Source organism: Mesorhizobium sp. M6A.T.Cr.TU.017.01.1.1 (genome assembly GCF_004023115.1).
In the GTDB taxonomy this organism is placed as follows: domain Bacteria; phylum Pseudomonadota; class Alphaproteobacteria; order Rhizobiales; family Rhizobiaceae; genus Mesorhizobium; species Mesorhizobium mediterraneum.
The window spans coordinates 87,598-100,330 of record NZ_RZTA01000007.1 but is presented as its reverse complement, the minus strand read 5'-3'; the positions used below and the strand labels follow the sequence as shown (position 1 = coordinate 100,330).

10 protein-coding genes are annotated in these 12,733 nt (G+C 63.1%); 5 read left to right on the top strand and 5 right to left on the bottom strand.

Features of this window, described 5'->3' with window-relative positions; genetic code table 11:
• The first annotated feature begins 6 nt into the window (after positions 1–6).
• Positions 7–1,293: an FAD-binding oxidoreductase gene (locus tag EOB36_RS03945; RefSeq protein ID WP_128284344.1), complete on the top strand. Its 1,287-nt coding sequence runs from the start codon at positions 7–9 to the stop codon at positions 1,291–1,293.
• A 195-nt stretch (positions 1,294–1,488) separates the two neighbouring features.
• The gene (locus tag EOB36_RS03940; protein ID WP_164897447.1) at positions 1,489–2,301 is read left to right on the top strand and encodes an SH3 domain-containing protein; all 813 of its coding nucleotides are present in this window, start codon (positions 1,489–1,491) and stop codon (positions 2,299–2,301) included.
• A gap of 28 nt (positions 2,302–2,329) precedes the next feature.
• Here the strand turns inward: EOB36_RS03940 and EOB36_RS03935 are convergent, their stop codons facing one another.
• Positions 2,330–3,631 carry a Mur ligase family protein gene (locus tag EOB36_RS03935; RefSeq protein ID WP_128284337.1) on the bottom strand — a complete coding sequence of 434 codons (1,302 nt, stop codon included), beginning with the start codon at positions 3,629–3,631 and terminating at the stop codon, positions 2,330–2,332.
• A gap of 100 nt (positions 3,632–3,731) precedes the next feature.
• On the bottom strand, positions 3,732–4,478 hold the full coding sequence (locus EOB36_RS03930) for an SDR family oxidoreductase (protein ID WP_126103654.1): 747 nt from the start codon (positions 4,476–4,478) through the stop codon (positions 3,732–3,734).
• Between the two features lie 306 nt (positions 4,479–4,784).
• Here EOB36_RS03930 and zwf point away from each other — a divergent pair, with 306 nt between their 5' ends.
• The 3 genes from zwf (at position 4,785) to edd (ending at position 8,869) form a co-directional block, all read left to right on the top strand.
• Positions 4,785–6,254: a glucose-6-phosphate dehydrogenase gene (zwf, locus tag EOB36_RS03925; RefSeq protein ID WP_095483534.1), complete on the top strand. Its 1,470-nt coding sequence runs from the start codon at positions 4,785–4,787 to the stop codon at positions 6,252–6,254.
• Positions 6,236–6,952 carry a 6-phosphogluconolactonase gene (gene pgl / locus EOB36_RS03920; protein ID WP_128284336.1) on the top strand — a complete coding sequence of 239 codons (717 nt, stop codon included), beginning with the start codon at positions 6,236–6,238 and terminating at the stop codon, positions 6,950–6,952. Before zwf ends, pgl begins: the two co-directional genes overlap by 19 nt.
• A gap of 72 nt (positions 6,953–7,024) precedes the next feature.
• A complete protein-coding gene (gene edd / locus EOB36_RS03915) occupies positions 7,025–8,869 on the top strand; it encodes a phosphogluconate dehydratase (RefSeq protein ID WP_128284335.1) in 1,845 nt (614 codons plus the stop codon).
• Positions 8,870–8,931: 62 nt separating this feature from the next.
• Here the strand turns inward: edd and EOB36_RS03910 are convergent, their stop codons facing one another.
• The 3 genes from EOB36_RS03910 to folD all read right to left on the bottom strand — a co-directional run bounded on the left by EOB36_RS03910 (position 8,932) and on the right by folD (position 12,625).
• Positions 8,932–10,599: a VWA domain-containing protein gene (locus EOB36_RS03910; RefSeq protein ID WP_127203594.1), complete on the bottom strand. Its 1,668-nt coding sequence runs from the start codon at positions 10,597–10,599 to the stop codon at positions 8,932–8,934.
• A gap of 110 nt (positions 10,600–10,709) precedes the next feature.
• Complete coding sequence (locus EOB36_RS03905; RefSeq protein WP_095483530.1) at positions 10,710–11,708, bottom strand: GlxA family transcriptional regulator; 999 nt, start codon at positions 11,706–11,708, stop codon at positions 10,710–10,712.
• Between the two features lie 17 nt (positions 11,709–11,725).
• Positions 11,726–12,625: a bifunctional methylenetetrahydrofolate dehydrogenase/methenyltetrahydrofolate cyclohydrolase FolD gene (gene folD, locus EOB36_RS03900; protein ID WP_127203593.1), complete on the bottom strand. Its 900-nt coding sequence runs from the start codon at positions 12,623–12,625 to the stop codon at positions 11,726–11,728.
• Positions 12,626–12,733: the final 108 nt, after the last annotated feature.

Genomic DNA, 12,733 nt, shown 5'->3' with positions numbered 1-12,733 from the left:
GTCATCATGCCCTACCAATCCCCAATCTCCCCCGGCCGCTCCTGGTACGAGGGCACGGCCGGCCCACGGCCCGAATATCCGGCGCTCGACGGCGATCGGACATGCGATGTCGTCATCGTCGGCGGCGGCTTCACCGGCCTGTCGGCGGCGGCGCATCTCGCTAAGGCCGGCAGCAATGTCGTGCTGATCGAAGCGCATCGTTTCGGCGACGGCGCATCGGGCCGCAATGGCGGCCAGCTCGGCACCGGCCAGCGCGCCTGGGCCGAGGAACTGGAAGCGGAATACGGCTTTTCCCGCGCCAAGGCGCTGCTCGACCTCGCCGAAGAGGCCAAGGCGCATCTCTTCGAATTCGCCGCCGTCAACAAGATCGAGATCGACTACATGCCCGGCCAGATGTCGGTGGCGCACAAGCAGCGCTATGTCGACGACTATAAGGCGCATGCCGAGATCATGGCGAACCGCTTCGGCTATCCGCACATCACCTTCATGGACGCGAGGGAGACGGCGGAGCGGTTGGGCTCGACGCGCTACTTCGGCGGCACCCGTGACACCGGCACAGGGCACATCCATCCGCTGAAGCTGGCGATCGGCACGGCAAAGGTGGCGGCGCAGGCGGGCGCGCAGCTGTTCGAGCAGACGCCGGCGACCGGCATCGCGTCCCTTGGCGGCAAGGTGAAAGTGACGACGCCGAAAGGCACGATATCGGCCGAGAAATGTCTGATCGGCGTCAACGCCCATGGCGGCACGCTCGAGCCGATCAGTGCCGCGCACATCATGCCGATCGGCTCCTTCATCGGCGCGACGGTGCCGCTCGGGGCCGACACAAAAGTGCTGCCGGGCGGTGAGGCGGTCGATGATTCCCGCTTCGTCGTGCGCTACTTCCGCAAATCGACGGATGGGCGGCTGCTGTTCGGCGGGCGCGAGATCTACGCCGTCAACGATCCGAAAGACATCCATGTCCACATCCGCCGGCAGATCGCCGAGCTTTACCCTGACCTCAGGGATGTCGAGATATCCCATGGCTGGGGCGGCTATGTCGGCATCACGATGCCGAGAAAACCCTTTGTGCGCGAGGTGATGCCCAATGTGATCTCGGTGGGCGGCTATTCCGGCCACGGCGTCATGCTGTCGAACTTTTTCGGCAAGCTCTATGCCGAAACCGTTGCCGGCAACCGGGACCGGCTGAGGCTGATCGAGGATCTAAAAATCCCGGCCTTTCCCGGTGGCCGTCGCTTCCGCGCACCCCTGCTCTTTCTTGCGCTCAATTGGTATGCCTTGAGGGACCGGATCTAACCACAGGTTGCAGAATCCCTCGCGAACATGCAGAATCCCGTGCAAGGGCGCAGTGATGCCACAATCGCAGGCAAAAGATGAGGGCCGTGGGCAGTTAAACGGGGGAATTTGCGGGCCTGCCCGCTTTTTGGTTTTGGGACCGATCTAACGCCGGTTTTCCGATTGAACGTCGGCCCGCAAATGGAGGTTGCAAGAGTGAGAGAGCCCTTCAGTTTCGGCGCGCCGGAACGACGGCGCTTTGCGATGCAGTTTGGCTACGACATGAGGCCCAGGTTTTGGCAGAAAGTCCGGTCGAACTTGCATCTGGTAATCGCCGCGCTTGGCACAGCAGCGCTGCTTGGCGTGGCCGCGGTGGCGCTATGGCTGGCATTGCCGGCCAATGAGAGACAAGCTGTCGCGAGCCCCGAGCAGATCGTTCCAAGCGTTCCCGTAAAAACGACGAAGATCGTGCCGGCTGCTGCCTCGACGGTCGCCGCGGTGCAGCCGGCCACTGGCAAGGCCGATGCGGTTTCGCCGGCGGTGGTTGCGGCTGAGGCCGAGATACCGGCGCTGGCGCCCAATGATCCTCGCTGGACAGGATCGAGGCAGAAGACCGCATCCGGCCAGATGGCGGGCCAAGTCGAACCAACGGCAGACAAGCCGTCCACTGCGGCGGCATTCGCCGATCCGGCAGCGAAAAACAAAGCCGCAGCATTGCTTGCCAAAGTCGCGGCTCCCAACAAGACGGCGCCGGACGGTGCGCAAACCGCCGCCATTCCCACTGCTAAGCCGCAATTGCCGGCGGCGACGCAAGCCAAGGTCGAGGCCAAGAAAGTGAGCGCGGCAGACACCGGACGCATACTAAGGGCCGTCACCATGCGCACCGGACCGAAGAAGAATGCGGCCCCCATAGTCACCGTTCCCGCCAAGACCTCGGTTCAGGTGATGGGCTGCAAGAAATGGTGCCAGATCGTCTACAACGGCAAACGCGGCTGGATCTACAAGAGCTTTATCAAGACTGGCGCGTAGGACTGCTCGGGCTCAGATGGCTTCCGTACTATGGTTGGCGGCCGAGCAGACGCCGAAAGCGTTGCCATCGTCTGGCATGCCTGCGTTCCCTGACATGGTTGCGATGCTCTTCGAACGGCACTTCGAACAGACCGCAGGTATCGCAGCCTTCCCGCTTGCCGCAGACGGGAACCCAGCATTTGACGTCGTGCTTCCAAGCCAGCGCGATCCTCTCTAGGTGAAGACGGGACGAGCTCTTGAGTAAAATGAGCTCACCGGCGACGGCCGTCCGCTTGATGTGGTCCGAGACCTCCTTGGGCATACGCAATTCGTGAAAGCGGCCGGCGTCACGATCGTCTTGCCCGGCTCCCGAGCGATGCGCATTGTCGCCGACATAGATGACCTGGTCTGCGATTTCCCGCGCGGTCTTGTAGGCGTAATGGTACTTTCTGGTCGAGCCTGCATAGTCTGAAATCTGCCCCAGAACGATGCGCTTCCGCTCGACAGTGGCCTTGGCCATCATGTCGAACGCAAGATTGATCGAATGCCAGGGCGACTTGGCGGCGTCGACGATGAATTGCGGACCGCCATTGGTGACGAGCACCTGGCATCGATTTGGCAGTGGCTGAAATGTCGCCACCCTTGCCGCCACTTTTTCGGGAGGAACGCCAAGCTCCAGCGCTACGCTGACTGCTGCGGCGGTCGGCAGCCAAAAATGTTCGGCCGGGAACGGCGTCTTCAACTCTAGCACGCCGCCACGCCAATGGATGGCCAGCTCCAGCCTATCCGGATAGGCGGCATTGACATTAGTCACGCGGTAGTCGGCCTGTTCCGACAGGCCGAAAGTGACGACGCGATGCGGAGTGGCGGAAGCCATGCCGATCACATGGGGATCATCCGCATTGAGCAGAGCGAAGCCGCCCGGCTGCAGCGCATCGACCAATGCGCGCTTTTCCCCGGCGACGTTCTCCAGGGTCCTGAAAGCTGTAAAATGTTCGAGGCGCACCATGGTGACCACAGCCACATGCGGCTGCAACATATCCGCCATCGGCTTGAGCGTATCGGGCCCATGGGCTCCGGCTTCGAAAACGACGTAGTCGACCTCACCATCAGTCTTCATGCGCTTGTAAAGTGTGCTTACCAGCGACTTGATCGTGTTGGCGAGAACCTGTGCATAGACTGAGCCATGGCTGGCCAGTATGTGTCCGAGCAAACTCGCTGCCGTCGACTTACCCGAACTGCCGGTAATGCCGATGAAAGTCGCGCTGCTTTTTGCCCGAGCGCGTCTTGCTTTATAGACTCTGAGACGTTGCCCCAGGTCTTCGCGAACTTTCCGCAATCTAGCGTTCATCGCGCCACCAAACCCCCACCCTATTGCCGTCTTATGCCTTTCGCTGGATGGTCAAGTCAATTGAAGCCAGGCAAGTTGAAGCCCGATATGGCCGGACGGCTCAGATGCAACGTCCACCATCGACCTCCAACGCCACGCCGGTGATGAAAGCCGCCTCGTCCGACGCCAGCCAGAGCGCCGCGTTGGCTATGTCGAGCGGCGTCGAAAGCCGGCCAAGCGGGATCGACGCGCGAAATTTCTCGCGGATTTCCGGCGTGTCGGCGCCCATGAATTTTCCCAGCATGCCGGTCTCGCCGGCGACCGGACACAGGCAGTTGACGCGGATGTTCTTGGGCGCGAGCTCCACCGCCATCGACTTGGTCGCGGTGATCGCCCAGCCCTTCGACGCGTTGTACCAGGTAAGGCCGGGCCGCGGCCTGATGCCGGCCGTCGAGGCCGTGGTCAGGATGACGCCGCCGCCCTGCCGATCCATGATCGGCACGACCGCCAGAGCGGCGTGGTAGATCGCCTTCATGTTGACAGCCGTGATCAGGTCGAAGGTCGTCTCGTCGACATCCAGCATGTCGCCGTTGCGATGGGTGTAGCCGGCATTGTTGACCATGATGTCGATGCGGCCGAAGGCACTCTTTGCCGCATGGACCATCTCGTCGAACTCGGAACGCAACGAGACGTCGGTCTGGGTCCAGATCGCCGCGCGGCCGATCTCGTTGGCGACGCGTTCGGCGCCCTTGGCGTTGAGGTCGGCGACAACGACGCTCGCGCCCTCTTCGGCAAAACGCTTGGCCATGCCTTCGCCGAAACCTGACGCGGCACCGGTGATGATGGCAACTTTGTTTTCCAGGCGCATGGTTTTCTCACTCATGATTGAAGACGATGGCTCGGCCAACCGCCGGCGATGGCGGCCGAAAGATCAATATACTCTCGATTTCTCCTTTGGCTTTCAGCTCGGTCCCGCTTTATGCTGCATCTGCGAAGGCCTCCCGGAACCACCTCGCCGACAAGCGTCCGGGTTGCGCCAGTGTCAAGGGCACACATCAGGACCAATCGGCAAAGGCCGATTGGCCTTGGAGTGTGACGCCGTGGCACTGGAAAATCTAAATCGATTAGATTATATCAGCCGCGTCACAGCGACCGGCGTCAAAGCGGACAGACCATGACCAGCCAGATCATTCCCGTCGACCCTTTCGACTTCATCATTTTCGGCGGCACCGGCGATCTGTCGGAACGCAAGCTTTTGCCGTCGCTCTACCATCGCCAGCGCGACCATCAGTTTTCCGAACCGACGCGCATCATCGGCACGTCGCGCTCGAAAATGACCGACGAGGAATTTCGGGATTTCGCCAGGCAGGCGATTTCCGACCATGTGAGACCGGCCGATATCGACGCCGCGGAGCTGAAGACGTTCCTTGCCCGGCTTTCCTACGTCTCGGCCGATGCGACCACTGGCGCGGGCTTCGACAAATTGAAGAAGGCGATCGGCGAAAGCGAATGCATCCGCGCCTTCTACCTGGCAGTCGCGCCGGCGCTGTTCGGCGACATCTCGCACAAGCTGAAAGAGAACGGGCTGATCACGCCGAACTCGCGCATCGTGCTGGAGAAACCGATCGGGCGCGATCTCGCCTCGGCGCGCGCGCTCAACGATCTGGTCGGCGATGATTTCCATGAAAGCCAGATCTTCCGCATCGACCACTATCTCGGCAAGGAGACGGTGCAGAATCTGATGGCGCTGCGCTTTGCCAACGCGCTCTACGAGCCGCTGTGGAATTCCGCCAATGTCGACCATGTCCAGATCACCGTCGCCGAGACGGTCGGCCTCGAGGATCGCGTCACCTATTACGACAAGGCCGGCGCGTTGCGCGACATGGTGCAGAACCACATGCTGCAGCTTCTCTGTCTCGTCGCCATGGAGGCACCGTCGTCGATGGATGCCGATGCCGTGCGCGACGAAAAGCTGAAAGTGTTGCGCGCGCTGAAACGCATCAACGGCAACGAAGCGCCCAAGCACACGGTGCGCGGGCAGTACCGTGCCGGGGCCTCGGCCGGCGGGCCGGTGAAAGGCTATGTCGAGGAGCTCGGCAAGAACAGCAACACCGAGACATTCGTTGCGCTCAAGGCCGAAATCGGCAACTGGCGGTGGGCGGGCGTGCCGTTCTACCTCAGAACGGGCAAGCGGCTGGCGACCCGCGTCTCGGAGATCGTCATCGAATTCAAGCCGATCCCGCACTCGATCTTCGGCGACAGCGCCGGGCCGATCTCCGCCAACCAGCTGGTCATCAGGCTGCAACCCGACGAAGGCGTCAAGCAGTTCATCATGATCAAGGATCCGGGGCCGGGCGGCATGCGGCTGCGCCAGATCCCGCTCGACATGAGCTTCGCGCAATCCTTCGACGGCCGCGCGCCCGATGCCTATGAGCGCCTGATCATGGATGTCATCCGCGGCAACCAGACGCTGTTCATGCGCCGCGACGAGGTCGAGGCGGCGTGGAAATGGATCGACCCGATCCAGGATGCCTGGGAAAGCGGAAGGCAAGAGGCACAGGGCTACACGGCCGGCACATGGGGCCCCTCGGCCTCGATTGCGCTGATCGAACGCGACGGGCGGACATGGCACGAGAGCAATTGAACAGCGCCGCCTACAACTGGCACGCGTTTGCCGGACGCCAGGACCTGGCGGCAGCACTTGCCGGCCACGTCGCAGGCCGCCTGACCAATGCAATCGCTGAGCGCGGCACAGGGCTGCTCGCTGTTTCCGGCGGCACGACGCCGGCGAGATTTTTCGCATCGCTTTCGAATATCCCGATCGCCTGGAACAAGGTGACGGTGACGCTGGTCGACGAGCGTTGCGTGCCGGCCTCCTCTCCGCGCTCCAACGCCGGGCTGGTCGCCGCTAATCTCTTGCAAAACGCGGCTGCAGCCGCACGTTTCGTGCCGCTCTATGAAGAGGTAGCAAGCGGTGGCGATACGTCGGAGTCCGATAGCAGGATGTTGCGGTCGCTGCCCTGGCCGCTCGATGTAGTCGTGCTTGGCATGGGAACCGATGGCCATACCGCATCGTTCTTTCCTGACGCCGACAATCTGGAAAAACTGCTCGATCCGTCCTCGGAAAGGGTCGTGCTCCCGGTTCACGCGGCAAGCGCCGACGAGGCGCGGCTGACGCTGGCGCTGGCGCGGCTCGTCGAAGCCGGCTTCGTCGCGCTGCACATCGAAGGCGAAGACAAGCGCAAGGCATTCGAGAGCGCGATGGCATCGGTAACACGAAAGCCCATTCGCGCCGTGCTCGACGCAGCCGAGAGGCCCGTAGAGGTTTTCTGGGCACCCTGATTTCAACTTGCCGAGGGTCCCGGCAGATAGCCGGAAGGTGTTTGCGGGACCTCGCCTGAAAGGACCGACGTCATGACCGCGAGACGCGACATCGAAGCCATCACCGAGCGCATCCGCCAACGCTCCAGACCTGGTCGCGAGGCCTATCTCGTCCGCATCGCCGAGGCCTCGAACCGCACCGCCAACCGGGCCGTGCTTTCCTGCGGCAACCTCGCCCATGGCTTTGCCGTCTGCAGCCCTTCGGAGAAGGTGGCACTTGGCGGCGACCGGGTGCCGAACCTCGGCATCATCACCTCCTATAACGACATGCTGTCGGCGCATCAGCCTTTCGAGACATTTCCGGCCCTGATCAAGGACGCAGCGCGCGAGGCCGGCGGCATTGCCCAAGTCGCCGGCGGTGTGCCGGCGATGTGCGACGGCGTCACGCAGGGCCAGCCCGGCATGGAGCTGTCACTGTTCTCGCGCGACGTGATCGCCATGGCCGCGGCGATCGGCCTGTCGCACAACATGTTCGACGCGGCTGTCTATCTCGGCGTCTGCGACAAGATCGTGCCGGGGCTGGTGATCGCAGCCCTGACCTTCGGCCATCTGCCGGCGGTATTCATCCCGGCCGGGCCGATGACGACAGGCCTGCCCAATGACGAAAAGGCCAAGGTCCGCCAGCTCTATGCCGAAGGCAAGGCAGGAAGGGCCGAACTGCTCGAGGCCGAGTCCAAATCCTATCACGGACCAGGAACCTGCACCTTCTACGGCACGGCGAACTCCAACCAGATGCTGATGGAGATCATGGGCCTGCACACGCCAGGCGCCTCCTTCGTCAACCCCGGCACGCCGTTGCGCGACGCGCTGACCCGAGAGGCGACGAAGCGGGCTCTGGCGATCACCGCGCTCGGCAACGCCTATACGCCGGTCGGCCGGATGATCGACGAGCGCTCGATCGTCAACGGCATCGTCGGCCTGCATGCCACCGGCGGATCGACCAATCACACCATCCATCTGATCGCCATGGCGGCCGCGGCCGGCATCGCCATCACCTGGCAGGATATTTCGGACCTTTCGGAAGCCGTGCCGCTGCTGGCGCGGGTCTATCCGAACGGCCTTGCCGACGTGAACCATTTCCATGCGGCCGGCGGGCTCGGCTTCCTGATCCGCGAACTGCTCGACGAAGGCATCCTGCACGAGGACGTCCAGACGGTTTGGGGCGAAGGCCTGCGGCCTTATGCGGTCGAAGCCAAGCTCGGCGCCGATGGCGGCGTGGTGCGCGAGGCCTCACCCCGCGAAAGCGGCGACGAGAAGGTGCTGGCGCCGTTCAAGAAAGCGTTCCAGCCAACGGGCGGATTGAAAATGCTCTCGGGCAATCTCGGCCACGCCGTCATCAAGACGTCCGCCGTGAAACCGGAGCGGCGCATCATCGAGGCGCCGGCAAAGGTTTTCGACAGCCAGCAAGGGCTCAACGAGGCGTTCAAGGCAGGCACATTGACCGGCGATTTCATTGCCGTCATCCGCTTCCAGGGGCCGAAAGCCAATGGCATGCCGGAGCTGCACAGGCTGACCACCGTGCTCGGCGTCCTGCAGGATCGCGGCCAGCATGTGGCGCTGGTCACTGACGGACGCATGTCGGGCGCGAGCGGCAAGGTGCCGGCGGCCATCCACGTGACGCCGGAAGCGGTCGAGGACGGGCCGATCGCCAGGATCCATGAGGGCGATATCATCAGGCTCGACGCCGAGGCCGGAACGCTGGAAGTGCTGGTGCCGGCCGGCGATTTCGCACTGCGACGGGCGGCGGACAGCGATCTTATCGCCAATGAATTCGGCTTCGGCCGCGAGCTTTTCGCTGGGTTCCGGCAAATGGTCGGCCGTGCCGATCACGGCGCCAGCGCCTTCGGAAACAACGTGGCGGAACTCGCACTGCAGTGAAAAAAGGGCGGCGCAATGCCGTGGCTGGCGGGCCGCCCTTTTGCCGGCGTCGAATTACGTCCCTACTGCACCGTCAGCTCGGCTCGCTCGCCGGCCTTGATCGTCACTGTGCTTTCCCTTGAGCTGTTGTCCAACTTCTCCGAGACGACCGCATAGTCGCCGGCCGGCAGCGCCGCCTGATACTTCTCGTCATAGGCGTAACCGAGCGATTTGCGGTTGCCGTTGATGTCCTTTTTCGGATCGAAAATCTCGATCTTCGAGGCCCCTGGCGCGGTGATCGCCAGCACGCCGGCATTGATGGCGATCTTCAGATCCTGATTCTCACCGGCCTTGACGCTGAACGGCTGCTCGGCGACGGCGAGGTCGACCGTCGCCATCAACACATAGTCATCGGGCGGCAGATCGAACTTGCTGTCGGGACCATAGGCATAAGTCACCTCTTCCCTCGTTCCGTCGATCTTCTTTTTTGCCTTGAACACCTTGAAGCCGATGCCCGAACCGTCGGCCTTGTCGCCGCCGGCGACATAGTAGGCGTTGGCGACGACGTGGCCGACGCCGACGATGATATCCTTGTCGATGACCCTGCCGGCCGTGAGCGAGATGGTTTCGGTAACCTCGCCCTGCCCAATCGTGACCGTCACTTTCTGGTCGCCGGCCGGCAACACGACTTTCGTGTCGCCATAATAAGTCGGGGGCGTATCGACGCCCGGATAGACGATCACGACAGCTGCGCCATCGGCCACATCCGCTCCCTCACTTGGCCGCGGGTGAATGATGAGCGTGCCGGCATTCAGCGCGAAGATAGGCTTATAGACCTGCCCCGCCTCGACCTTGAGCTTCTGTTCGGTCCTGGCCTCGCCATCGCGTGCGACAATTATGTAGTCGTCGGGTTCCAGATTGCCCTTGTAGGCGCCGTATTCGGTGGTGACGTAATCGCCGCGCGTGCCGTCGGAGCTCGCCTTGTAGATCTCCCAGGAATTGCCGTCGGTGACGGGATCGCCACCCTCGGCTAGCACCACGGTCGGCACGAAGTTGAACTCTGGCTTTTCCGGCTCGAGAGCCGGCGCCGGTTGCGGCGCAGGCGCTGGTTCGGGCGCCGGTGCAGGCGCGGCGGCGATAGTTTCGACCAATGCGTTCTGTAGCGCTTGCTCGTCGGACGCCTGGATGTATTTGCCGCCGGTGTTGTCGGCGAGGCAAGCGACCTGCCTGCCCTCGTCCGCGGTCAGGCCGAAGCCGACGACGTCGACGGTGAAGTCGACACCGGCAGCCTTCAGCTCCTTGCCGAGCGCGCACGGGTCGCCATTGCAGGTCTCAAGCCCGTCGGTGATCAGGATGACGGTGGCCTTGTCCTCGGTGTATTTCAGCGCCTCGGCCGCCTGCTTGACGGCCGCGGTCAGCGGCGTCTTGCCGATGAATTTCAGACTGTCGGCGGCAGCGGAAACAGCACCTGCCGAGCCGGCTTGCGGCGGCACGATGAGCTCGATGTCCTCGCAACTGCCCTTCTCGCGATGACCATAGGCCATGAAGCCGATTTCCTTGTCGGCGGGGACCGACTGCAGCACGGTTCGAAGCGATTCGCGGGCAATTTCGAGCTTGGGCTTGCCGTCGATCTGCGCCCACATGGAGCCGGAAGCGTCGAGAACGATGACGACACGGTCGGCGGCATGGCCGGGCGTCGTCATCCACAACAGGAGCATCGCCGCGGCGAGGCTCCGTGCAAGTCCCGCCATGAAAATCTCCCCCAGTCAGTCACCGTCAGTTCCGGGAAGCTATTTGACGCGGCACTAGGACACAAGCCCGGACGCAGGGTGTGGGAGGGTCGGCCCTTGAGCCAAACCCCTCAATACGTCGTGCGCCGCTCTTCGGAAGGCGGCCGGCCGAACTGCAGCCGATAGCTCTGGGCAAAATATGAGTGTGAGGTGAAGCCGGTGGCGATCGCCACGTCGAGGATCGGCATGTTGGTCTGGCGCAGCAATTCGCGCGCGCGCTCAAGCCTGAGCCGCATATAATAGCGACCGGGCGTCACTGTGAGGTGACGCAGGAACAGGCGCTCGACCTGGCGCACCGACAGGCCCGCCGACTTGGCGAGTTGCACCGCCGACAACGGCTCGTCGAGATGATCGGCCATCAGCTCGACGATGCGCCGCAGCTTTTCCGATTTGCCGGTCAGGTCGCGCTCAGGGCCGACGCGCTGGCGGTCTCCGGCGGAGCGGATGCGCTCGTGTTGGAACTGGTTGGCGACGCCGTTGGCGAGGCTGGAGCCGAAATCGCCGCGCACGATCTCCAGCATCAGGTCGATGGAAGTGGTGCCACCGGCGCAGGTGTAGCGCTTGCGGTCGATCTCGAAGACATTGCCGGTGCAGTTGATGTCGGGAAACCGCTCGACGAAGCCGGCGCGGTTTTCCCAGTGGATGGTGCAGCGATAGCCTTCGAGCTGGCCTGCCTCGGCGAGCAGATAGGAGCCGACCGAGAGTGCGCCGAGCGCGTTGCCGCGCCGGCCCCAGCTGCGCAGCGCTGCCAGCACCTTGCTCTTGCCGGGAAACTCCGTCGTCAGCCCGACCGAGACGAAAAGGATATCGACCGGCGGCAGATCGGCGACAGCGTAGTCGATCTTGAGCGGCAGGCCGTTGGAGGCCATGACGGCATCGCCATCGGCCGACACCGTCGTCCAGCCATAGAAGTCGCGGCCGAGCAGCCGGTTCGCCGACCGGAACGTGTCGATTGCCGCAGCCAGCGAGAACATGGAAAACTTGTCGACCAGCAGGAACCCGAACTGCCGGCCGCCTTGAACGGGATCGTTCGTGACCGGCCGCTCTGAGGGAACAGTGAGGTTCGGCAAAGCTGCGCTTTCCAGGATCAGAAGGAGGGCCGTTTCAACCCGGCCGCGAGATAGGCAGAAGCTAGCGTGTTGGCCATCAGCATGGCAATGGTCATCGGTCCGACGCCGCCAGGCACCGGCGTGATGGCGCCGGCCATCTTCGCCGCTTCCGCATAGGCGACGTCTCCGACCAGGCGGGTCTTGCCCTCGCCCTTTTCGGGCGCCGCGATGCGGTTGATGCCGACGTCGATGACGGTAGCACCGGATTTGACCCAATCACCCCTGACCATTTCAGGTCTCCCGACAGCGGCAACGAGAATGTCGGCGGTGCGCGCCAGTGCAGCCAGGTCCTTGGTGCGGCTATGCGCGATGGTGACGGTGCAGTTGGCGGCGAGCAAAAGATTGGCCATCGGCTTGCCGACGATGTTGGAGCGGCCGACGACCACCGCATTGAGGCCGGAAAGATCCTTGCCGCGCACGCGCTCGATCAGCAGCATCGAGCCGGCCGGTGTGCAAGGCACGAACGCCGTCTCCAGTTCGCCGGTGCCGAGCTTGCCGACATTGATGAAGTGGAAGCCGTCGACATCCTTTTGCGGCGCTATTGCCTGGATGACCTTGCCCGCATCGACATGGCCAGGCAGCGGCAGCTGCACCAGGATGCCGTTGATGGCCGGATCAGCGTTGAGTTCGCCGATGATATCAAGCAGCTCCTGTTCGGAGATCTCGGCCGGCAGCGTGTGCTGGACCGAATGAAAGCCGCATTCCTTGGCGGTGCGGGATTTGGAGGCGACGTAAACCTGGCTGGCCGGATCCTCGCCGACGATGACCACGGCGAGACCGGGCTTCTGCGCGCCCTTTTCCATCAGCTCGACAGTCAAGGCCTTGACCCGCTGCACCACGTCTTCGGCGATGCGTTTTCCGTCAATCAACTCGGCCATGAAGCACCTTCAACATCATTCTTCTTCGGGCGGCATTTTCACGAAAATGCGGCTGGGCAATCCCGTCAAAGCGCCGTCTTATGCCGTTAACTCGAAACCGAGGGCTTT